The organism is Sphaerobacter thermophilus DSM 20745 (genome assembly GCF_000024985.1).
Taxonomy (GTDB): domain Bacteria; phylum Chloroflexota; class Chloroflexia; order Thermomicrobiales; family Thermomicrobiaceae; genus Sphaerobacter; species Sphaerobacter thermophilus.
This window is the reverse complement of sequence record NC_013523.1, coordinates 2,165,503-2,188,151: the sequence shown is the minus strand read 5'-3', so window position 1 is coordinate 2,188,151 and position 22,649 is coordinate 2,165,503. Positions and strand designations below refer to the sequence as shown.

Here is a 22,649-nt window from a genome sequence, read left to right as displayed (position 1 = left end):
GCCTCCTCCCTCTAGGCGAACCCCGCCCGTCGTAGCAGGTCGAGGTCGACCCCCGCGCCGGGCGACGGACCGCAGAGCCGCTCGACGTACTTCGCGATGATGTCCACCTCCAGGTTGACCCGCTCGCCGGGCCGCTTGTGCGCCAGCGTCGTGTGGTGTTGGGTGTGGGTCACCAGCGAGACGGTGAAGCCGTCCGGCAGAACCTCCACGATCGTCAGGCTGGCGCCGTCGACGGCGATGAAGCCGCGCGGCACCAGGTAGCGATGGATCTCCGGCGGTGTCGCGATGCGGACCACGACCGCTGCACCGTCCGGTGTCTGCGAGACGACCCGGCCGGTGCCGTCGATGTGCCCCTGGACGTAGTGACCGCCGATCCGCCCGCCGACCATGACCGAGCGCTCCAGGTTTACCGGGGAGCCGGGGCTGAGGTCGCCCAGATTCGTTAGCCGGAGCGTCACCGGTTGCAGGTTGGCGACGAAGTGGCCCGCGTCCAGGTCAGCAACGGTGAGACAAACCCCGTTGACGGCGATGCTGTCTCCGAGCCGTGTGCCCTCCAGCACCGTGCGGCCGCGGATGGTGAGCGCTACGTCGCCTCCGACCCGGCCGAGCGCGGCCACGGTGCCGACTTCCTCGACGATGCCGCTGAACATCACACCTCCTCCAGTCCGGGTATCGGCTGCACCCGGCCCTGCACCATGAGATCGCTCCCGACCTGGCACACCTCGACCTCGCGGAGGCGGCACGCCGCGTCCATCGTGGCCACGCCCTCGCCACCCAGTGGCCCCGGCGCGTCCCGCCCGCCGACCATGACCGGGGCGATGAACGCGACCGCGCGGTCGATCAATCCGGCGTCGAAGAGTGCGCCGAGCAGCGTCCCGCCTCCCTCGACCAGCACGCTGTTGACTCCCCGCGCCGCGAGGCAACGCAGCAGTGCGTGCAAGTCGACTCGTCCGCCGTGATCCGGGAGCGTCACCACGTCGGCCCCCACCGCGCGGAGCGCCGCGATGCGCTCGGGTGGGGCCGAACTGGTGGTCGCGAGCAGCGTTCGACCCGGCATGTGCGGCTGCAGCATGGCGGCACCCGGCGGCGTCCGCGCCTGGCTGTCGACCACGACGCGGAGTGGGTGATGCGGGCCGCCGGCCCCGCAGTCCTCGGGCGGGAGGCGGGTGGTGAGCAGCGGGTCGTCGGCCAGGAGCGTGCCGATACCGACCATGATCGCGTCGTGCGTGTCGCGCAGCCGGTGGCCCTCGCGCCGCGCCTCGGCGCCCGTGATCCACCGCGCGTGGCCGGTGTGGGTGGCGATCTTGCCGTCGAGGCTGACCGCGAACTTGGCCGTCACCTCCGGCAGGCCGCAGTGCACCCGCTTGAGGAACCCGGCGTTGATCGCAGCGGCCGCACCGGCGGCTAGGCCCAGCTCGACCCGCACTCCGGCCTCGGCCAGGAGACGCAGTCCCCGCCCGTTGACCGCCGGGTAGGGGTCGCGCAGTGCCACGACGGCACGGGCGATCCCGGCTGCAATGAGTGCATCGACACAGGGTGGCGTTCGCCCGTAGTGGGCACAGGGTTCGAGAGTGACGTAGAGGGTGGCGCCGCGGGCGAGGGCGCCTGCCTGTCGGAGCGCGACGATCTCGGCGTGGGCTCCGGGCGGCGGTTCGGTGGCTCCCTCGCCGACCAGGCGTCCGTCGCGGACCAGGACGGCCCCGACGGCGGGGTTGGGCGCGACGCGCCCGCGGGCACTGGCGGCGAGGTCGAGTGCCCGCCGCATCCAGTGGAGGTCGGTTGCCGGCACGACCCGGCAGTCCGTGGTCACCATGGCTCGCCCCCGCTTCGTTGACACGAAAAACCCGAGGGCAAGCCCTCGGGTTGCGGTGGCAAGATAGGTTCGCACGGCCGGATCGGCCGTCGCATACCTTCTCCCATCCGGACTATACCGTCGGCCCCGGAGTTTCACCGGATCCTGCGGCTCTCGCCGCTCGCGGGCTATACCGCCGGTCGGGAATTGGCGCCAGGCGCCTCACCCTGCCCCGAAGGTCTTGCGCTCGCAGTATAGGCCCGCCGGAGCGAGCCGTCAACCGTGCGACGGAGGAGTGGGGGCGCAGTCTCCCGACGAAGCGGCACCCACTCCCAACGTTGGGAGCGGGGAGCTGTGCACGCAAGGCCGGCACGATGCCGGCGCTCTCGTGGCCCGATGACGCTCAGTCAGCCGCGTGGACGGCGTGGCGGGGGTGCGTGGCAGGGGTGAGGCGCAGGAGGATCCAGCCGAGGATGCCGGAGATAAGCGAGGCGATGAAGATCCCCAGTTTGGCCATGGTGAGATGGGCCTCGTCGACGAAGGCCAGCTCCGCGATGAATAGGGCCATGGTGAAGCCGATCCCGCCCAGCGTGGCCGCGCCGTGCAGGTGACGCCAACTGACCCCCTCCGGCAGGCTGCTCAACCCGGTCCGCACCGCCAGCCACGTGGTCAGGGTGATGCCGATCTGCTTGCCGATGACGAGGCCGAGCAGCACACCGAGCGTGACGGTGCCGGAGAAGGCCGCGCGCAGGTCACCCCCGAGCGAGACGCCTGCATTCGCCAGCGCGAACAGCGGCACGATAAGGAAGGCGACCCACGGATGGAGCGCGTCTTCCAGCCGCTGCATCGGCGGCTGCACGTGTCCTACCGCGGCCCGCAAGGCGTGGAGCGCCTGCTGGTGCCGCTCGTTGGAGAGGACGCTTCGCCCAGGCTCGCAGGCGTCCCGGAATTCCTCCAGCGCGGCGCCTGCCCGGTCGAGGAACTCCGTCGGGTCGATCCGGTTCCGCGCCGGGATGGTCAGTGCCAGCAGCACCCCGGCAACCGTCGCGTGGACGCCCGACTGAAGGAACGCGAACCACAGGCCGATCCCGAGCACGGCGTAGACCATTGGCTGCGAGACACGCGCCAGATTCGCGGCGAGCAGCAGGAGCAAGATCCCGCCCCCGGCCGCCAGGGCTCCCCAGTTGAGGTCGCTGGTGTAGAAGACCGCGATTACCAGGACGGCCAGGAGGTCATCGACGATAGCGAGCGCCGTCAGGAATACCTTGAGCCCGATCGGCGCGCGCGACCCGACCAGCGCGAGGACGCCGAGCGCGAAGGCGATGTCCGTCGCCATCGGGACGCCCCAGCCGCGGACCATATCGGTCCCGGCATTGAGCGCGAGGTAGATCAGCGCCGGGGTGACAGCTCCACCGCAAGCCGCCGCCACCGGAAGCGCCGCCTGCCGCGGCGAGGCCAGCTCGCCGACCAGCAGCTCCCGCTTGATCTCCAGGCCGACGACGAGGAAGAAGATGGCCATCAGGCCGTCGTTGATCCACTGGTGGAGGGTCAGGGTCAGCCCGGTGCCGTTGAGCCCGATCCGCAGCGGGGTGTGCCACAGGTCGGTGTAGCTCTCGCTCCAGGGCGAATTGGCCCAGATGAGCGCGACGGCGGCCGCGAGCAGCATGACGATCCCGCCCGAGACCTCTGAGTGGATGAACTCCTCGAGCGGAGTGATGACGCGCCGGACCGGGCGCATGGAATCGCCGTGCTCCTTACCTACGATGACTGCGGTCGTACCGTCGCGAGGCGCGCACGATGCGGGACAAATGGACCATGACCGGCGTTCGACCACACGACGACGTGGTGATTAACTGTACCAGAGACGCGCACGGTTGCAGAGCCGCACCCGAAGCGGTGCGCCCCATTGGTCCATCACCCCGGGGAGCCGAGCGGTGTGCCCGGTCAGGACGCGGCGCTACGGGACGCCGCTTCGACCGCCCCGACCATTGCCTCCTCCGGTCGCGCGCCCTCCAGCTCGATCGACTCATTGATGACGGTCTTCGGCACGCCGTAGATCCGGTAGCGTTGGGCCATGAGGGGGTACTCGCTCACCTCGATCACGTCCGCCGTGACTTTGTCGCTCTCGATTGCCATCATGTGCGCCAGCCTGGCGGCACTCGGGCAGTAAGGTCAGGTAGGGGTGACAAAGACCTTGATGTGGACCGGGTTCTGTAGCGCGGCCAGCACCTCGCGGCTGTACGGCTGAAGCGACGTGGTACCGCGCGAGACGTCGATGAGATCCTCGATCAGCGTGGCGAACTCGTAGCCGGCCGGGACGCCGATGAAGCGCACGGTGCCCTTGTTCTGCCCCTCCAGCACGATCGCCGGGATCTCCTCGATCCCCTCCGCCTTCGCCTGCTCCTGCTCGGTGACGAAGTCGCGGACCTCCAGCGTGAGCTTGTCGGAGAGCGCCACCAGCTCGTTCAGCAGGGCGTGGGTGTCGGAGCAGGTGCCGCACTCCTGCCCCGGTACGCTCAGCACCGACTGGCGCTGGGTGTAGAAGCGGAGTGTGACCGGGTGCTCCAGCTTCTCGGCGAAGAGCTCCTTCAGGTACTCCTGATCTTGCTGCGGGATGATGGCCATGGTGTGGCTCCCTTCGAGGCTCGTTCCGGCCGGCGGCCGACGTGCGAACCATCGCGCGGGGATCCGCCGGGGCGTGCCTGTTCCATCACTCAGGTCAGCGTGGGCGCGGACCCTGCGTCTGCTGTCGCACGGACGCTGCCAACGGGCTCGCGCCGTGCGATAATCGAGCGCCGGACCACCGCAGATCCCATCGTCCGGCTCCGGGCATGCCGCGCCGGGACCGACACCGGTTGGGAGGAGCGTACACATGGGCCAGCTACTCATCGGCACCTCGGCCTGGAGCGACCACGACCCCTTCTACCCGCCGGGGACTAAACCAGCCGAGCAACTCCCCTTCTACGCCCGCTACTTCCCGATCGTGGAGGTCAACACCACCTATTACCGCATCCCGAACCGGCGCATGGTCGAGGGCTGGGTGCAGCGCACGCCGCCCAGCTTCATCTTCGACGTCAAGCCCCCGCGTGAGCTGACCAGCACACCCGAGACGCCCAGGGGCGAGGCGCCCGTGCCCGACGCCGCCGTGGCCGAGGCCTTCGCGGAGGCGATCGAGCCGCTTGCCCAGGCCGGGAAGCTGGGCGCGCTCACCTTCCAGTTCCCGCCCTCCTACCGCAACACCGAGGAGCACCGCGAGTACCTCCGCCTGCTGCCGGAGCTGCTGCCGGGCTTCACCATCGCGGTCGAGTTCCGCCGTCGCGACTGGCTTGACCCGGAGCATGCCGAGGACACGCTGCGCCTGCTCCAAGAGACGGGCCTCGCCTACACCATGGCCGATGAGCCGCAGATGGGCACCGGGAGCGTCCCGCCGGTGTACGGCGTGACCAACCCGCGTCTGGCCATCATCCGCTTCCACGGCCGAAACTACGAGACCTGGTACAAGTTCACCGGCTCCAGCCGCGACCGCTTCAACTGGGAATACAGCACCGAGGAACTGGAGGAGTGGCGCGACAAGCTGGAGGCGGCGGTCCGCGCCGCCGAGGCGGTCCACGTCTTCTTCAACACCAACTACGCCAACCAGGGGCCCCGCAACGCGGTCCGGCTGATGGACATGCTGGGCATCCCCCACCCGCCGCTGCCTGACGGCGGCCCCCAGCAACGCACCCTGTTCGACGAGTAGGCGAGCGCAGCTCGCAGCACTCTGCCCCCGCGTCTCCGGTGGGGAGTGGGTAGGGCGGGCTGCCCTGTGCCGTGCCACACCGTCCCGGCCGGTGCCAGCGGGTGACAACGTGGGGCGGCCAGGTTCTCGTGCCGCGCGGCGGTTGCTCCCTGGGGGTCGGGCAAGCCGCGTACGGACGTGGGCCATAGTACTTTTTTCCTATTCTGACGGTAGCCTTCGTCGTTGTTTGATCCTGCAGATCTGGCCGCTCCCTTGCCCGAACGATCGCGCGATTGCGTGATGATGAGCGCATCAGATTCAGCATGCGTGCGATCTACCAATCCTCGCTCACGCAGTACCAGTGGCAACGGAACTAGGAGATATTTCCTGGTGATGCGCTTCGGGCGAAACCCGAATATGAAACACGCGTTATCATCACGGGAGAGCCCGGCGTGGTGTTGCCGATCCGCTGGGCTCTACCGATGCCGGACCCGCTCGGTGACGGTCATGCGCGACACCGTCGTTGACCTGGAGCGGATAGGTTGACCGGGCGGACCGGTCCGATCGCCCGATGGGCGAGATGCCGGGGAAACGGAGTCTGCGATACGGGCGAAGTTGTGTCGCCGGGCGGGGCGGCTCCAGGAAGTGTGGAACAGATCACGGCAGCGCTGGAGCCGCCCCGCCCGCCGGATGCGGGCGCGACGCAACCCACATCCGAAGGGGATTGGGAATCTAGAAGGGGGTGATAACGAACGAAATTCGCCTACTGCCTGGCCGGCGCGAGCGGGTGCGCCGCGCGGCCGAACACCCGAATGTAGGTGTGACAGATTGGGTTCCGGGTAATCCACTGGTCTTAGGACTGGTGCGAAAGGAGTAACGGGGTGAGAAAGAAGTTTCTCCACCTCGCGATGGCCCTGGGGCTGATCACGGGCCTCTTCGTGGGTGCCATCGCCCCGGCGGCAGCAGCGCCGGAAGAACCCGGGGAGGGGGCGATCTACTTCCCCTGGGTTCCGAACAATGATTCCCTGGCGGGCATCGACGGCATCACCGGCTCGGTGACGGTGCAGAACCTCGAGCCGTTCTCGGTCCACGTCGATGTGTACGACGCGGCGGGCAACGAGCTGACCTCGATCACGCTCAACCCGCGGGCGTCGCAGACCTGGACCGCGGCGCAGCTCGGCATCGATGAGCCGGGTTCCGGTGTGATCGCCGTCGCGCACTGGTTTGACTTCGCCGAGATCTGCGACGTGGTTGGTGAGGGCCCTGTGACCCTCGGCACCCGCGGTAAGCCCGCGGACACCACCGACGAGTTCGCCGTGCCGGACGGTTACGGCGAGGACTGGAACAAGATCCAGGTCGTGGGCTACGTCGAGGGCCGCGACTACAACTGGTGGGTTGCGAACGGGATCCTCTACATCGACTGGAGCCTGGACGGCACCGAGCCGGCTTACAACACGCCGATCAAAGTCGATCTGCTGAACTGCCCCGACCTTGATCTGCCGGATCCGCGGATTGCCGGTGTGGAGAAGCACACGACCGGCACGGTTGGTCCGCGGACCTCGGCGAATACCGAGATCGTCGACGGGTACACCGCGCTCCCGGTTCAGGATCTGATCCTGGCGACCGGCGTTACCTCCTTCCCGGAGGCGTGGCTGGACCTGCAGTCCCGCTGGATCATCCCGATCGTCCAGACGAACAACCACTGGAACACCGAGATCGTCATCACCAACGTCTCGGGCGTGAACAACTCGGTCAACGCAACCTTCTACGCCGCGGGTGGCCAGGGCTCGGCCGGCGAGAGCGTCGCGCTCCTCTCGGGCCAGACGCTGGCACCTGGTGAGTCGATCACCGTTGACCTGCGCGAGGATGCCGGCTTCCCGGATGAGGTGGTCGGTTCGGTCTGGATCGATGCGACCCACGCGGTCGTGGCGGCGGCCTTCCGCAACAAGCCGTCGACCGAGATGATGCTGACCACGCTGGCCCAGCCGCGGAACGATGATCCGATCAACAGCCCGGCGCTGAAGTTCGGTCCGCTCGTCTTCCGCGACTACAACGGCTGGAACACGGGCATCAACATCGCCAATCTGTCCAGCGACAACAACCGGGTCACGGTGACGTACTACAACTACGCCGGGAATGTGGTGCACGCGGAGACGGTCAACATCCCGCCGCGGGCCATGGAGTACATCTACACCATGGCGACCGGCAGTGAGGGTCTTGCCGAGCGGCAGATCACCTCGGCCCGTATCGAGGGCTCGGCGCCGCTGGCGGTGGCTGTCGACGAGGTGAAGTACCTCGAGGGCCAGGACCAGTGGCACGCCATGACCTACGCGGCTGCCCGGGCGCAGTTCGGTGGTGACGCGATCGACACCGGCGAGCGCGTGCTCTACGAGTCGATGCTCGGTCTGCCGCTGGTGCAGAAGGGCAATCCGACCACCGGCTACGGCGACACCTCCGGCATCAACCTGTTCAACCCGAGCGACGCTGCCGTGACGGCCTACGTGCAGTTCCTGAGCTCGAGCGGGGTGCCGGTTGCGCCGACGGTCGACGCGACCGATGCTGAGAAGCCGCTGTCGTTCCCGATGCCGGCGGGCGCGGGTGCGACGATCTACACGCTGAGCCTCAGCGAGATGCCGGCTGGCTTCCAGGGCTCGGCGGTCGTGGGTGTCGTCGGTGACGGTGCGCTGGTTGGCGTCTCCAACAACGTCAACTACGAGGTTGCCGGCGACGGCTCGGCCGTCTACAACCTCGCTCCGACCTGGGTCTTCGACTTCGAGGAGCCCGAAGAGTCGGTCCTCTAATGGATCCCCTCGTCTAACCGCCGGCGGAGCGGCCGGCTGGGTAACCGGCCGGCCGCTGCCCGGAACAACCACAACGCTGTAACGCGGACTGTTACGAGGAACCCAACGGTCACACCGGAGTCGCCCCCTGGATCCGACCAGGGGGCGGCTTTTTTGTCTGCACGCGTCAGGTGTTGCTCACTCCTCTTCCTCCTATCACGCATCATCACGCGTCCCACGAGCTTCCGTCAGCTCTTGTCCCACATTCAGAGGATTTTCATGAACGACGTTACGTTGACATGCAGGTGGATGGATTGTAAAAGAAGAGGGCTATACAAGATGGACGCGACCGATACGGAGGACGCGCGTTACCAAAGGTAGGACCATGATGCGTGTTCTTCTATGACAGCGACGCGTGGAGCGGCCCAGCGCGATGCGACAGCACGACAACCAGGTGCGAGTGCATGGTGCCAGGGGTATATGCGCGTCGCTGCGTCATATGATAGAATACGCTATATAGAGAAATGAGACCGCCGAGGGGAGCGGTGCGGAGACGCACGGCGGCCCGCATCCATCCCGGCGTATCGAAAGCTGAAAGGGGGTGATGACGAGGAGGAGAGGCGTCATGGTCCAGCCCGCGCTGGCGTGACGCTGGAGCGGGCGAATGCGTGGTGAAGGGTTGATTGGGTTTCGGAAATGCGACCGGTCGGATGACTGGTGCGGAAGGAGCAACGGGGTAAGAAAGAAGTTTCTCCACCTCGCGCTCGCGTTGGGGCTGATCTCTAGCCTCTTCGTGGGTGCCATCGTTCCGGCGGCCGCAGCGCCCGATGATCCGGGCGAACTCGAGATCTTCTTCCCGTGGGTTCCCCACAATGACACGCTCGGAGGAGTCGAGGGGGTCACCGGCTCGATCACCGTGCAGAACCTCTAGCCGTTTGCGGTCGACGTGGAAGTGTACGACGCGGCGGGCAACGAGCTGACCTCGATCACGCTCAATCCGCGGGCGTCGCAGACCTGGACCGCGGCGCAGTTGGGCCTCCCGGCGTACGACCCGGAGGAGGGGAAGCCGGGCGGCGGCGGCGTCGTGGTTGCGGCATGGTGGGCGAACCCCGCCGACCTGATCAACGCTGGGGTCATCCGGTGCGAAATCGACCAGACGTCCGGGTCCCGTGGCACCCCGGAGAACACGACCGACCAGATCGTAGGGATCGCCACTGAGCCGGCCGCCATCGCCATCGACGGCTTCCGCGCGGGCCGGGACTACAACTGGTGGTACGCGGGGAACACCCTGTACATCGACTGGAGCCCGGATGGCGCTGAGCCTGCGGCGGGCCAGGGCACGTACTCGGTGACCTTGTACTACTGCGACGACATCCCGCTCCCGCGGATCGCGGGTGCTGAGAAGCACACCGTCGGCACGGTCGGCCCGCGGACCTCGGCAAACACCGAGATGGTGGACGGCTACAGCGCGATCCCGCTGGCTGACGTGCTCCTGGCGAGCGTCGGCGGTGCTTTCCTCGACGCGCCGTCCCGCTGGGTGATCCCGATCGTCCAGACGAACAACGGCTGGAACACCGCGATCGTCATCACCAACGTCTCGGGTGCGAACAACTCGGTGAACGCGACCTTCTACGCCGCGGGCGGTCAGGGCTTCGCCGGGCCGAGCGTGGCGCTGCTGTCGGGCGAGACCCTGGGTCCGGGTGAGTCGATCGTGGTCGACCTGCGCGAGGACGCGGGCTTCCCCGACGAGGAAGTCGGCTCGGTCTGGATCGATGCGACCCGCGCGGTCGTGGCGATGGCCTTCCGCAACAAGCCGTCGACCGAGATGATGCTGACCACCGTGGCCCAGCCGCGGACCGATAACCCCGTGGTGAGCCCGACGCTGAAGTACGGCCCGCTGGTGTTCCGGGACTACAACGGCTGGAACACCGGGATCAACATCGCCAACCTGTCGAGCGCCACCAACCAGGTCTCGGTGACCTACTACAACTACGCCGGCAACGTGGTGGCGGCGGAGACCCGCACCATCCCGTCGCGGGCCATGGAGTACGTCTACACGCCGGCGACCGGCTCCTTCGGTATCGGTGAGAACCAGATCACGGCGGTCCGCATCCAGGGCACGGCGCCGCTGGCGGCGGCGATCGACGAGGTGAAGTACCTCGGCGGCCAGGGTGAGGGCCACGCGATGTCCTACGCGGCCGGCCGGTCGCTGCAGGGCGGCTTCGAGATCGACCTGCGCGACACCCAGCTCGGTCGCGTCTACTATCTGTCGATGCTCGCTCTGCCGCTGGTGCAGAAGGGCAACCCGCAGACGGGCACCGGCGACACCTCGGGCATCAACCTGTTCAACAGCGACGCGAACAGCAGCGTTGAGGCCTGGGTGCAGTTCCTCGACTCCGCCGGCGTGCCGGTCGCGCCGACGGTCGCGGCGACCGACGCCGAGGATCCGCTTACCATCCAGATCCCGGCCGGCAGTGGGGCGACGCTGTACACGCTGAACTACAGCCAGATGCCGGCGGGCTTCACCGGCGCGGCAGTGGTCGGCGTGGTGGGTGACGGCGCGCTGCTGGGCGTCTCCAACAACGTCAACTACGAGGTTGCCGGCGACGGCTCGGCCGTCTTCAACCTGGCGGTCACGCCGCAGGCGACGCCGCGGTTTGCCGTGGACTTCGACGTGGACTGGGGTGAGTCGCCGAACCCGGTCAACGACGAGAACGGCGATCCGGTGTCGCACACCGTGACGGTGACGGTGCGGGACCTGTTCGGTGATCCGGCGCCGAACGTGCGGGCGTTGCTCCGCGTGACGAGCGGCCCGAACGCGGGCCTGGAGGTGTCGGGGACGACCGGTGCCAACGGCCAGGCGGCGCTCAGCTACACCAACGATGACGGCGAACTCGGCACGGACCAGTTGGAGGTCTGGGTCGATCTTGACCGCGATGGTGTGGTCGATGCTGATGAGACCGAGACGGGCACCAAGGAGTGGGTCACGGGGCTCTACCGCGTGGTCTCCGTGACGCCTGAAGAGGCGACGAACCTGCTCGGCACGCAGCACACTGTGACCGTCACGGTCACCGACGGATCGGATGCGAACAACCCGGTGCCGGGCGCGGCGGTGACGTGCGAAGTCCGTACGGGTGATGGCCCGAACGCGGGTGCGACGTTCACCTACAGCGATGCGTCCCAGCAGACCGACGAGAACGGCCAGATCAAGTGCACCTACACGGGCGAGAACGCGGGTGAAGACACCATCACCGCCACGGCGGACGGCCGGGGCACGGGCACCGCGACCAAGACGTGGGTAGCGCCCGAAGTCAGCGCGAGTGGCCCCACCAGCGTTGACCAGGGTGATGAGTTCGAGATCGAGGCCACTGCCACGAACCGCACCGGCTTCGACATCTCGCAGGCTCTGTTCCGGATCATCGTCAAGCCGCCGGAGCCGGAGGCGTGCGGTGCAGGCGACTCGTGGACCGACGTGTTCAACATCACGGCGGTCGACGGTGAGGATCCGCAGGGCATCAACGACACGTTCGCGTGCGTTGACGGCCGGTGGGAAGGCTCCTGGGGACCGTCGAGCGGTTTCCCGATGCCCAACGGCTACACCGCTGACACCACGTTCACGGTGCAGTCGCACGCCTCGGCGCCGGCCGGAATCTACACCGTGACCCTGCGGTTGGTGGACCTGAGCGAGACCCCGGAGCGTGTGCTGGCTGAGACTAGCTTCGAGATCCACGTCACCGATCCCTCGGAAGATTGACGCCGTCAGTCTCCTGACGGATAGGTGACACAGGGCAGCGCCCCTCGGGAAACCGGGGGGCGCTGTCGTGTTCAATGGGCGTGGTGCCTGGCTCGGGGCCCCGCACCCCGACACCTCTCGGACGGAGCCCACCAGGGGAGAGAAGCGAGCGATACGCAATACGGATTACGCGGCACGGATGACGCATGACGCATGACGCAAGACGTTCCCCCTCTCCCAACCTTGGGAGCGGGGACAGTGGGTGAGGGCCGTTCCATGCTTCCCTCTTGCCCCATCAGTCACATCCCCGTTAGACTAGGGTGCCTGCCGTGATCTGTTCGGACAGCGCGGCCGTTCGGGTCGAGAGGCGTTAAGCTGTTGAGGGACCGATCACCGGCCTGGCGGCCGGGCCGGGGCTACGGGGTCACCCCCGGTCACGACGCGCTAGGGAAGCGGAAGGGGAACTCATGACAGGTACCTGCCGCCGTGTGGCCGTCATTGGTCGCACCGCCGCTGCTCTCCTGATCCTGAGCAGTCTGCTCGCTGTGCTCGCTGCACCCGCCGCGGCGCAGGAGTATGCCGGCTGGGAGTTTTCGCCCGTCGTCTGCGAAGCCTCGCCCGGCATCGGGGAGGCCTGGCTTGCAGCGGGACCGGATGTCCCACCGCTCGGCAGCGGCAGCCTGCACTTTGCGGTGTCAGCCGACGGAAACGGCTTCCCGCAGCTACGCCAGAGCGCATTCGATGGCGTCGCCCTTGCGACGCTGACGAAGCTGGAGTACAGCACCTACGTCGATATGGACGGTGACCTATCGGTCGCGCCGATGCTTATCCTGGACATCGACGCGGACGCCGATGGTGAGGCGGACGACCAACTGATCTTCCAGCCCGGCCTGCAGGGCGTGGAACTCGTGAACCGCCGATGGCAGGACTGGGACGCGCTCGGCGGGCTCTGGTGGTCGAAGCAGGGGCTGGCGGGGATGACCGAGGCCAACCCGCAGTTGCTGACGACCTACCTGGAGGTCTACCCTGACGCAGCGATCGTCAGCCCGGATGATGACGGCGCGCTGCGGGTTGCGGCCGGCTGCATCGGCGCCGGCTGGGAGAGCTTCGCCGGCGCGCTCGACGCCGTCGTGGTGGGCGTGTCCGGGCTGGACACGGAGTACGATTTCGAGGCGGGGGTCATCTACGCCCGCGGTGCGCTCCCGCCGGGTTATGAGCGCGACGTGCCGGTCTTCACCCAGTTGCTGCCGGCGCCGCACAGCACCCATGCGCCCGGCACGGAGATCGCCGTCGGCGTCGAGGCTCGCTCCGACAGCCCCATCCGCTCGGTGCATCTGATGATCGATGGGCAGAACGTGCCGGTGCAGGTGGTGCCGCGGGCCGGCGGGGGTGTGCTCGCGACGGCGCCGCGCACGCTGCCGTCTGGCGTCCATCGGGTGATCGCGACTGTCACCGACCAGGAAGGCGACCAGTTCACCGCGCAGTGGAACTTTGTGGTCGGCGAAGCGGGTGAGTCGGAGTGGTTCAACGCCGACGGCACGCCAAAGGACGATGCGATCAACGCCACCATGAAGTCGCTGGTCGAGGCGTTCCGCTGGCACCTGTTCGGCCAGACCTGGGATGGCGTGAACCATCCGGAGATGCCGACCCACGTGGACACGATTACCCAGGGCACCGAGCCTGGCCCGTGGGTGACGGACGGCACCTTTGACGCCGAGGCGACCACGGCGACGCTGAAGAGCCTGGTCGAGGCGTTCCGCTGGCATTTCTGGGGTCAGTCGTGGCAGGGCGCGGGCGATCCACCGAATGTCCCGACGCACGCGACCGAGTTCGTCGACGCGGAGCCGCTCTCGCCGTGGTTCGAGGAGGACGGGACGCCGATCCGCTCGCAGATCGAGGGGACGCTGCGGTCGCTGGTCGAGTCCTTCCGCTGGCACTTCTGGGGCGTGACCTGGGACGGCCAGCGCCACGAGCACGAGATGCCGACCCACGCATGGTAGGCTGGGAAACGCCCTCACCCCCTCACCCCCTCTCCCAAAGTTGGGAGAGGGGGAATGAGGTGGACGGACGTGGTTGCCCCTCTCCCAACCCTGGGAGAGGGGCTTGGGGTGAGGGCCGATAGAGTGATCCTGATGCGCGACCCGCAGTGGCGGTCGCGCATCAGTTGTGGGGAGGAGCCAGATTGAGACGGTCCCGATTGCTGATCATCGCGCTCGTGGGAGTGGCGCTCCTGGTGGTCGCCGCGTGTATGGGTGGGTCGTCTAACTCGACGCCGCAGACCACCACGACGCCCGCGACGCCGACGACGGCTCCGGCTTCCCCCTCCCCGCAGGCGCAGGGGACCGCAGTGGTCGAAGGATGCACGCCGGTGCTGGCGCCCGGCGCCACGCCGACGCCGACGCCACGAGTGGACCGCCGCCTGGGTCCGCCTGTCTTGGTCCTCATTGCCGGAGATTGCGAGCAGGAAGCCTCGCTGGGCTCCTTCTTCTGGCAGCTTGGAAAGGACGTCGCGGCGGACGTCAACGCACCGGGCTTGCAGATCCAGAAGGACGGCGCGCTGGCGTTGGAGCAGGGCCAGGAGGTTCGGTTCGAGCCGCGGGTCGGTCCGGTGCCGGAGACGATGACGATCGACGTCTACCCCGAGCAGGGGAACGTCCGTCCGCTGGAGGAGCTGCCCAACCCGCAGGGAACGCCCTACATCGGCACGCCGATCCCGGGTTCGAACACGCCCGACGTCTTCAAGCCGACGACCGACCCGGTGACCACGGTGGAGATCCCGACCGACGCGCTGACCTGGACGGTTGACCTGGAGCCGGGCACCTACTTCCTGCACGTGAAGGGGACGTGGCCGAACCCCACCGGCGAAGGCCGCGAACTGACCAGTGAGTACTCGTTCTACGTGCGGGTGAAGTAGGTGAGCGTCATGCCACGCCTGGCGCCAAGGCGATGACCAGGGATACCCGCCTGTGAGCTGGGGTGGGTGGATCGGGGCTCACACCCAGGTGGTACGGCGTCTGCCGCCCGGTTCGTGCCCGGGGCTGAAGCCACCGGGCTGAATATTGGATAAGCCCACTGAAGGGGCTGGGGACGCGGCGGACGGTGGGACGCTCGATCGCGTCAGCCCGGGTGCAGGACATGGGGAGCCCTTCAGTGGGCCTTTCATTGTCAGCCCGGGATGTACTCCCTGGCACGCACCGACCGCGTACACTGCATTCAGCAGGCATTGTGGTGAACACGGGGTACGTGCCGGCCCCGTGTATGCTATCCGCCGACCCGATGAACACCAGTCACGCGCAGTGCCCGCCGGAGATGCGATAGATCTTTCGAGGTTCGGCGGTGACGCATGACGTATGACGCATCACGCACGACGAAGGGCGGGTGACGCATGGTGGATGACGGCCGGGCAGAGCAAGTCAAGGCGCGGGTGCGCGAACAGTTTGCGGCGGCGGGGGATGCCTATGTGGTCAGCCCCACCCATCGGAGCGGCGATGATCTGGAGCGGCTGGTGGAGCTTGCGGAGGCGACGCCGGAGACGATCGCGCTCGATATCGCCACCGGTGGCGGGCACACCGCGCTGGCGCTCGCGCCGCATGTCCGGCACGTCACGGCCACCGACCTGGTCCCGGAGATGCTGGAGCGGGCGCGCGCTTTCATCACGTCCCAGGGGGTGATCAACGCTGACTTCCAGGTGGCCGACGCCGAGGATCTGCCCTTCGCCGACGGCAGCTTTGACCTCGTGACCTGCCGCATCGCGCCGCACCACTTCGCCGATGTCCAGCGGGCGGTGCACGAGGTGGCGCGTGTGCTCCGGCCGGGCGGGCTGTTCTTGCTGATCGATAGCGTGGCGCCGGAGGACCCGGAGCTGGACGAGTTCCTCAATGAGTTGGAGCGGCGGCGGGACCCGAGCCATGTCCGGTCGTACCGCCGCTCGGAGTGGCGGCAGTTCCTCGAAGCCGCGGGCCTGACGGTCGAGGTGATGGAGACCTTCACCAAGCGGCACGACTTCACCGCGTGGACCGCCCGCTCGCGCCTCGGTCCGGAGGGACGCGCCGTGCTGGAGTCCTGGGTGCTGGCCGCGCCCCCCGCCTGCCGGGAATCCCTCAAGATCGAGATCGTCGACGGCCGCGTCGTGGCCCACACGGACGAGAAGGGGCTGTTCAAGGCGCGGAAGCCGCGGCAGTAGCGGTCGCCTCCCTAGGGGAGCGGCCCTCACCCCCCGACCCCTCTCCCAAAGTTGGGAGAGGGGTGCTGCTTGGTTTGGGATGGGCGAGGTGCTTACTCCACCGTGATCGGCTCGGGGGCCGGGAGGCCGTGTTCGGCGGCGAAGGCGCGGGCGTGGTCGATGCGCTCGGCGATGCTCGGGTGGCCGTAGAGGAGCAAGCGCACCAGGGCGGGCGGCTTCGGGTCGGACAGGTTGACCGCCGCCAGCCGGGTCATGGCCGAGCCGAAGGCCACCGGGTCGCGCGTCAATTCGAGCGCGAACGCGTCGGCCCGCCGCTCGATGCGGCGCGAGTACCAGTTCTGCACCGGCCCCAGGAGCAGCCCGGCGATCGAGAGGAACCAGCTCAGGAGCGGCATCGTGGCCACGTCTCCCAGCCGGTCGGTGCCGATGCGGGAGCCGAAGCGGGCCAGGGTGCCGCGCGCCAGGCGGTCCACCAGGAACGAGAGGGCGACGGTGAAGACGCTGCCGAGGGCGATGAAGCGCCAGATGTCGCGGTGGGCCTGATGCGCGATCTCGTGCGCAACCACGACCTCGATCTCCTCCGGGGTGAATTGCTCCAGCAGGGTATCGGCGAGGACGATGCGCTTGGTGCGCCCCAGCCCGGCGAAGAAGGCGTTAGCCTTCTTGGTCTGCCGGCTCATGTCGGTCTGGAGCACGTCGGCCACTTCGATGCCGGATCGGGCGGCCAGAGCCTTCAGTCGCTCGGCCAGTTCGCGGTCCTTGAGCGGCTCGTACTTGTTGAAGAGCGGCATGATCAGCACCGGGCCGAGCTGGGCCAGCAGGACGGTCAGTGGGATCGCCGCGGCGCTGACGATCGCCCACCAGGTGCGCGGCCAGCGGCGAATCGCGGTGTACCCGGCCAGGGCCAACGGCGTCTGGAGCACCAGGCCCACCCCCAGGCCCTTCAGGTGGTCGGTCAGCCACGCGGTGCGCGTCTGGTTGCTCAGGCCGTAGCGGTGCTCGACGACGTAGGAGCTGATGTAGTCGAGCGGGAGCGCCGCCAGCCAGCCGAGCAGCGAGTAGACCGTGGTCGTGGCCGCGTCGCCCGGGAGGCCGCGCCCCGTGCGGCGCTGCACGGCGGTCCGCACTCTGGCCGCCGCGCCGGAGAAGACCACCAGCGCGCCGGTGACGAGGCTGGTGACGAGCCCCACGAGGAAGAGCTGCTCTTTGGTCCGGTTGTAGCGGCGCGCGCGGCGCAGCCGTTCCGGATCGACCGTGCGCGCACCGGGGGAAGCGCCGTCCGCCGCGAGACGGCGGAGCGCAAGCGCGCCGCGGATGATCATCGGCCAGGACACCACGATACCGTCCTTCCCGCCCTCCGATGGCCCGCTGCCGCCGGAGATTTGCTATCCTTACGCGCCGGACCCGGGATTGGCGTCCCTCCGGGAAGGGGTGAAATCAGTCCCTCCCGTGCGGCTCACCCGCCGCATGTTGCCGCGCTCTGGCGGCGGGCTAGCCCGGGCGATGCTCCGGGTCGCACACGCTGCCGCTGCCGCGGGCGGGACCGGCGCGTGAGCGATGACCTTGTGTGCGGGGCGGAGAGGAGCGGACACCCTCGCATGGAACTGGCACTGCGTGGGATTGCCATCGGCCTGGCGCTGGCTGCGCCGATCGGTCCGGTGAACATCGAGATCGTGCGCCGCGGGCTTCGCTCCGGGTTCCTCTCCGGCTGGCTGGTCGGGGTCGGCGCGATCAGCGCCGACACGCTCTACTGCCTGCTCGTCATCGCCGGTATCACGCCGCTTGTCGACCGCGCCGCCGTGCGCACGGTCCTGTGGGTCGCAGGCGCGGCGTTCCTCGTCTTCCTGGGTTATAGCAGCATCCGCGCCGCCTTTGCCACGGGGAGTTTCATCGACAAGCCCGATTCGGGCGGCTTCATGCGCCGCTCCTACCCGACCGGGCTGCTGATCGCCCTGCTCAACCCGATGGGCATCGTCTTCTGGGCCTCGATCGGCGGTGGCCTGGTGGCGTCGGCGGTGGCGCAGACCGACACGACCGGGACGTTCGCCATCGTTCTCGGGGTGATCCTCGGGCTTGGCCTGTGGGTCACCGGGCTGTCGCTCCTGGTCCACGGGGGGCAGCGGTTCGTGTCCGACCGGCTCTTTCGCTGGGTGAACTTCATAAGCGGGGTGGTCCTGATCGGCTTCGCCCTCTCGTTCGCGGTCCGAGCGGTGCAGGAGGTAGGAGCGTGGCTGTGAGCGGATCGCGGCCCCGGGCGCGGGAGGCCGGGGTGGTGCTGGGGACGCTGCCGCCTGGTCCGGAGAACACGATCACCGATGTCGCCGGCGTCCGGGTGGGGCATGTGACGCTCATCGAAGGCGATGGCCCGCTCGTGCCAGGCCAGGGGCCGGTGCGCACCGGCGTGACGGTGATCCTGCCCCACGAGGGGAACGTGTTCCGGGAGAAGGTCCCAGCCGGGATCTTCGTGCTGAACGGCTTCGGTAAGTGTCTGGGCCAGGAACAGATCGACGAGCTGGGCGTGATCGAATCGCCCATCGCGCTGACGGGAACGATGAACGTCGGCGTGGTGGCCGACGGGCTGGTCGAGCACGCCATCCGCACCAACCCTGACATCGGCATCACGACATCGACCGTGAACCCGGTGGTCGGCGAGTGCTCCGACGCCTACCTGAACGATATGCAGGGCCGCCACGTGCGGCAGGAGCATGTGCTGGAGGCCATCGCGGCGGCCTCGCCGGGACTGGTGGCTGAGGGGTGCGTCGGCGCCGGGACGGGGATGAGCCTGTTCGGCTTCAAGGGCGGCATCGGCACGGCCTCGCGCCGGCTGCCCGAGCGGCTCGGCGGCTACACGGTCGGCGCGCTGGTGCTCGGCAACTTCGGGCGGCGGGACCAGTTGACGATTGCAGGGGTGCCGGTCGGACGGGAGCTGGCCGGCTGGCGGCCGGACGCCGCGCCGGAGCCGCCCGAGAGCGGATCGGTGATGGTTATCCTGGCGACCGATGCCCCGATGCTCGATCGAGCGCTGCGGCGGCTGGCGCGGCGCGCGGCGCTGGGGCTAGCGCGGACCGGCTCGATCGCCGGGCACGGCAGCGGCGACTACATCATCGCCTTCTCCAACGCGGTGCGCATTCCCCACGAACCGAGCGAGCGCGTGCTGACGCTGCCCCACATTGTGGAGGACGGGGCGCTGATCGACGGCCTGTTCCAGGCAGCGGTCGAGGCGACCGAGGAGGCGGTGATCAACGCCCTCTTCGCCGCCACGACGATGACCGGTCGCGACGGCCACGTCCGCTACGCGCTTCCTCTCGACGAGACACTGGCGATCCTCCGCCGCGCCGGTGTGGTGCGGTAAGGGCAGGCGCGGCCCCGTTTCAGGCGGCGGAGCCTGCGCCTGCCAGTGTCAAGTCAGCCTCTGGGATCAGGCGTCAGCACCGCACCAATCCATCATCAACCGCGCGAGGACCTTGGTCACCGAGCGCACGCTTTCGAGATCGACCCACTCATCAGCGGCGTGGAGGTTGTCGCCGCTCGGGCCGTAGCAGGTGGTCTGGACTCCCTGGTAGAGCTGGAAGAAGCGCGCGTCGGTCGTCGCCGTGGTGACCTCATGGCGGATCGGGGTGCCGGTGACCGCCTGGTGTGCGTCGGCGAGCGCTGCGAAGATCTCCTGGTTCGGATCGAAATCGGCCCCCTCGGCATGGAAGGCGTAGAAGATCACCTCGGGGAGGTGGTCACGCAGCCACGGGTCGCGGCGGGCAGCCTCCATGATGCGGTCCTTGAAGCGCGCCTTGACGTCTTCCAGGTTCTCGCCAGGATACGTGCCGATCCGCACCTCGAAGACGGCCTCGGCCGGCACGGTCGAGGTCCAATCGCCCGCGTGGAACTGCCCGACGTTGTAGTTGATCGGGTGGGGAATGTCCCGCCAAACAGCCGGCTTGGCCTCCGGGCGGTTGACCTCTGCCTCCAGCTCCTTCACCGCTTGGAGTAGAGGCAGCGCCTTGAAGATGGCATTCGTTGCGGCACTGGCGCTGCGCGCGTGTGCTCCCGCCCCACGGACGGTGACGCGAGCCCAGAGAACCCCAACCTGCGAGATCAGCGCCGTCTGGCCGAACGGCTCCGGGATGACGACGGCATCGGCGCGGTACCCTCGCGCGATGGTCGAGAGCGCTCCCGCACCCGTGCACTCCTCTTCGATGACGGTGTTGAGGTACACGTCACCCTTCAGCCGGACTCCGGCCCGTTGAAGGGCCTTGACCGCGAAGATCATGGCGGCGATGCCCGACTTCATGTCGGCCGATCCGCGGCCGTACATGCGTCCGTCTACGATCTCTCCGCCCCACGGGTCGTGCGACCAGAAGTGGATGGGCTCCACGCTGACGACATCGACGTGGCCGTTCAGCAGGAGGGATTTGCCCCCACCGCTGCCCCGCAGGGTGCCGACGAGGTTGGGTCGGCCATGATATGACCACTCGACTGGACTGTAGCCGGGAAGAGACTTCAGGGCGCCTGGGTCGATTTCCCACCGATCAACCTCAAGCCCCATCTCTGCCAGCTCACGTGCGATCCAGTTCTGGATCTCCGCTTCATGGTGAAGCGTACTCGGACGACGGACGAGACCCTGGAGAAACTGGACTTCGGCATCCCAGAGATCATCGACTGCCTGCATCACGCGGTCGATCATTAACTGTGCTCCCTCCTATGTACTGCTGCATGCTACTACAGCTGCTATAGAAGGAGGAAGCCCAGGGGCCGAAGCCGGACAGGTGCAGCAGGGCGCGGTGAGGGAACGGGAGCCGACACGTCGCCGGCGCTCCTTGCGCTCGGGACCGGGCGGTGCTCCGTGCGACGCCCTCGCGCTCCCGCCGGGTGTTACTCCCGGACGAGGCTCCCGCCGACGGTGGCGGCGAGGTCTTCGAGTTGAGAGTAGATCCAGGCCAGGATGTCCTGCTCAATCACCAGCCGGCGCAGCGCCTGGGCGTGGTAGGCCCGCTGCTCGGGTGGCATCGTGAGCGCCTGATAGATCGCGTGGGCGGTGCTCTCGACGTCTGCCGGAGACACGCTCAGCGCGTGCTCGCTCAGTTGCTGGTAGGCGCCCGCCCCCTCCGAGAGGATCAGCACGCCGTTGCGGCGGTTGAGCAGCGCCCCTTCCTTGGCCACCAGGTTCATGCCGTCGAAGATCGCGTTCACCAGGAGCACGTCGTAGTACTTCATCGCGGCCAGCGCGCGTGGGTAGTCGTCGCCGATGAAGAGGCGGACGGGCTCCCAGGCCACCCCGTCGCGCTCAGCCACGTTGGCGTACTTAGTGTTAATCCGCCCGACGATGGTGTTGATGTCGTCAAGGTAGTCGACGTACTCGGCGACCTCCAATCGCGACGGCACCAGGAACGCCAGGAAGTTGACCCGGCCCAGGAACTCCGGGTGGAGTTCGAGGAAGCGGTCGTAGGCCTGGAAGCCGCGCACGATGTTCTTGCTCGGCTCTGCCCGGTCCACCCGCAGGATGGTGTGCTCGTTGAGGAAGGTCTTGATGTGCTCCTCGTGGCGCAGGGCGTCCTCGCTAGCGGCCACGCGGCGCACGGCGTCGACGTCGATCGAGATGGGGTAGGAGCGGACATAAGTGGTGTGGCCGCGGTAGCGGATCTCGCGGCGGCGGTAGTCGATATCGACGTCGTCGAGCGTCGCCTCACAGGTGTAGACGAAGCTGCGGGCGTGGCGGGGCGTCTGGAATCCGACGATGTCGTTGGCGAGCATGCTGTGGCAGATGGCCCGGCGGAACTCCACCGGCAGCAGGCGCCAGTAGTCGGGGTCGGGCCAGGGAATATGGACGAAGTGCTGCAGGATCAGGTCGGGGCGTGCCTCGCGCAGGTAGCCGGGCACGAGGTAGAGGTGGTAGTCCTGCAGCATGACGATCGGCGGTTGCGCGCTGGAATCGGCCACGGCCAGGATCTCCTCGGCGAATTGCCGGTTCACCGTGACGTAGCCGTTGTTCCAGGCGTCCCAGGTGATGTGGTCGATGTCGGGCTGGCGCGGGGTGTCCCACAGATAGTGCTGCAGGAACCAGAGGAGCGGGTTGCTGATGTGGTTGTAGTACCGGTCGTAGTCCTCCGGGTCGGACACGACGAAGCGGACGCGGAAGTCGGCGTTGTCCGGTTCGATGACGGCCTCACCGCGCTCGGCGGCGAGCTCGGCACGCAGGCGGTCGCCGTCGGTCATGGCGGCGGCCACCCAGATCGCGTCGGTGAAGCGGCTGACCGCGCTGATCGCGGTCACAACCCCACCGGTGCCGCGCCGGGTGGAGAAGGAGCCATCCGGTTCACGGTGGAACTCGACCGGACCGCGGTTCGACGCGATGATGAGGGTTACCCGGCTGAGGAGATCCCGGGCCGGATCCGGCAGATCTCGTCGCCTGACGTCAGCGTTGACTGTCGCTCCATGCTCGTCGGCCACCT

Annotated in this window: 16 protein-coding genes and 1 riboswitch; of the genes, 9 read left to right on the top strand and 7 right to left on the bottom strand. The window is 68.0% G+C overall.

The window, feature by feature from the left end:
- Nucleotides 1-11: 11 nt before the first annotated feature.
- The 4 genes from STHE_RS09935 to pdo form a co-directional block, all read right to left on the bottom strand.
- Nucleotides 12-650, bottom strand: coding sequence for a riboflavin synthase (locus tag STHE_RS09935; RefSeq protein WP_012872446.1), 639 nt, complete (start codon nucleotides 648-650; stop codon nucleotides 12-14).
- Nucleotides 650-1,813 carry a bifunctional diaminohydroxyphosphoribosylaminopyrimidine deaminase/5-amino-6-(5-phosphoribosylamino)uracil reductase RibD gene (ribD, locus tag STHE_RS09930; RefSeq protein ID WP_012872445.1) on the bottom strand — a complete coding sequence of 388 codons (1,164 nt, stop codon included), beginning with the start codon at nucleotides 1,811-1,813 and terminating at the stop codon, nucleotides 650-652. Before ribD ends, STHE_RS09935 begins: the two co-directional genes overlap by 1 nt.
- Nucleotides 1,814-1,904: 91 nt before the next feature.
- Nucleotides 1,905-2,036: riboswitch (FMN riboswitch) on the bottom strand.
- A gap of 159 nt (nucleotides 2,037-2,195) precedes the next feature.
- On the bottom strand, nucleotides 2,196-3,530 hold the full coding sequence (gene nhaA / locus STHE_RS09925) for a Na+/H+ antiporter NhaA (RefSeq protein WP_012872444.1): 1,335 nt from the start codon (nucleotides 3,528-3,530) through the stop codon (nucleotides 2,196-2,198).
- Between the two features lie 206 nt (nucleotides 3,531-3,736).
- On the bottom strand, nucleotides 3,737-4,417 hold the full coding sequence (pdo, locus tag STHE_RS18775) for a protein disulfide oxidoreductase (RefSeq protein ID WP_012872443.1): 681 nt from the start codon (nucleotides 4,415-4,417) through the stop codon (nucleotides 3,737-3,739).
- A 247-nt stretch (nucleotides 4,418-4,664) separates the two neighbouring features.
- Between pdo and STHE_RS09915 the strand changes: the two genes are divergently transcribed.
- From STHE_RS09915 to STHE_RS09885, 7 genes are all read left to right on the top strand, one after another.
- Nucleotides 4,665-5,531 carry a DUF72 domain-containing protein gene (locus tag STHE_RS09915; protein ID WP_012872442.1) on the top strand — a complete coding sequence of 289 codons (867 nt, stop codon included), beginning with the start codon at nucleotides 4,665-4,667 and terminating at the stop codon, nucleotides 5,529-5,531.
- Between the two features lie 860 nt (nucleotides 5,532-6,391).
- Nucleotides 6,392-8,311 carry a hypothetical protein gene (locus tag STHE_RS09910; RefSeq protein ID WP_012872441.1) on the top strand — a complete coding sequence of 640 codons (1,920 nt, stop codon included), beginning with the start codon at nucleotides 6,392-6,394 and terminating at the stop codon, nucleotides 8,309-8,311.
- Nucleotides 8,312-8,954: 643 nt separating this feature from the next.
- Nucleotides 8,955-9,221: a hypothetical protein gene (locus STHE_RS09905; protein ID WP_012872440.1), complete on the top strand. Its 267-nt coding sequence runs from the start codon at nucleotides 8,955-8,957 to the stop codon at nucleotides 9,219-9,221.
- A 15-nt stretch (nucleotides 9,222-9,236) separates the two neighbouring features.
- Nucleotides 9,237-12,044, top strand: a complete 2,808-nt coding sequence (locus STHE_RS09900; RefSeq protein WP_012872439.1) for an Ig-like domain-containing protein — start codon at nucleotides 9,237-9,239, stop codon at nucleotides 12,042-12,044.
- 446 nt (nucleotides 12,045-12,490) lie between these two features.
- A complete protein-coding gene (locus STHE_RS09895; protein WP_012872438.1) occupies nucleotides 12,491-14,023 on the top strand; it encodes a hypothetical protein in 1,533 nt (510 codons plus the stop codon).
- 182 nt (nucleotides 14,024-14,205) lie between these two features.
- Nucleotides 14,206-14,937 (top strand): hypothetical protein, encoded by a 732-nt coding sequence (locus tag STHE_RS09890; RefSeq protein ID WP_012872437.1) that lies wholly within the window; start codon nucleotides 14,206-14,208, stop codon nucleotides 14,935-14,937.
- A gap of 471 nt (nucleotides 14,938-15,408) precedes the next feature.
- On the top strand, nucleotides 15,409-16,206 hold the full coding sequence (locus tag STHE_RS09885; protein WP_012872436.1) for a class I SAM-dependent methyltransferase: 798 nt from the start codon (nucleotides 15,409-15,411) through the stop codon (nucleotides 16,204-16,206).
- Nucleotides 16,207-16,298: 92 nt separating this feature from the next.
- On the opposite strand, the gene STHE_RS09880 is transcribed toward STHE_RS09885, so the two are convergent.
- On the bottom strand, nucleotides 16,299-17,543 hold the full coding sequence (locus tag STHE_RS09880; protein ID WP_012872435.1) for a M48 family metallopeptidase: 1,245 nt from the start codon (nucleotides 17,541-17,543) through the stop codon (nucleotides 16,299-16,301).
- Nucleotides 17,544-17,804: 261 nt separating this feature from the next.
- On the opposite strand from STHE_RS09880, the gene STHE_RS09875 reads away from it, so the two are divergent.
- Both STHE_RS09875 and STHE_RS09870 read left to right on the top strand, forming a co-directional pair.
- Nucleotides 17,805-18,443: a LysE family translocator gene (locus tag STHE_RS09875; protein WP_012872434.1), complete on the top strand. Its 639-nt coding sequence runs from the start codon at nucleotides 17,805-17,807 to the stop codon at nucleotides 18,441-18,443.
- Nucleotides 18,434-19,558, top strand: coding sequence for a DmpA family aminopeptidase (locus tag STHE_RS09870; RefSeq protein ID WP_012872433.1), 1,125 nt, complete (start codon nucleotides 18,434-18,436; stop codon nucleotides 19,556-19,558). Before STHE_RS09875 ends, STHE_RS09870 begins: the two co-directional genes overlap by 10 nt.
- A gap of 66 nt (nucleotides 19,559-19,624) precedes the next feature.
- Here STHE_RS09870 and STHE_RS09865 read toward each other — a convergent pair whose 3' ends face one another.
- Both STHE_RS09865 and STHE_RS09860 read right to left on the bottom strand, forming a co-directional pair.
- A complete protein-coding gene (locus STHE_RS09865) occupies nucleotides 19,625-20,884 on the bottom strand; it encodes an ArgE/DapE family deacylase (protein ID WP_012872432.1) in 1,260 nt (419 codons plus the stop codon).
- A gap of 188 nt (nucleotides 20,885-21,072) precedes the next feature.
- Nucleotides 21,073-22,647, bottom strand: coding sequence for an alpha,alpha-trehalose-phosphate synthase (UDP-forming) (locus tag STHE_RS09860; protein ID WP_012872431.1), 1,575 nt, complete (start codon nucleotides 22,645-22,647; stop codon nucleotides 21,073-21,075).
- Nucleotides 22,648-22,649 lie beyond the last annotated feature (2 nt).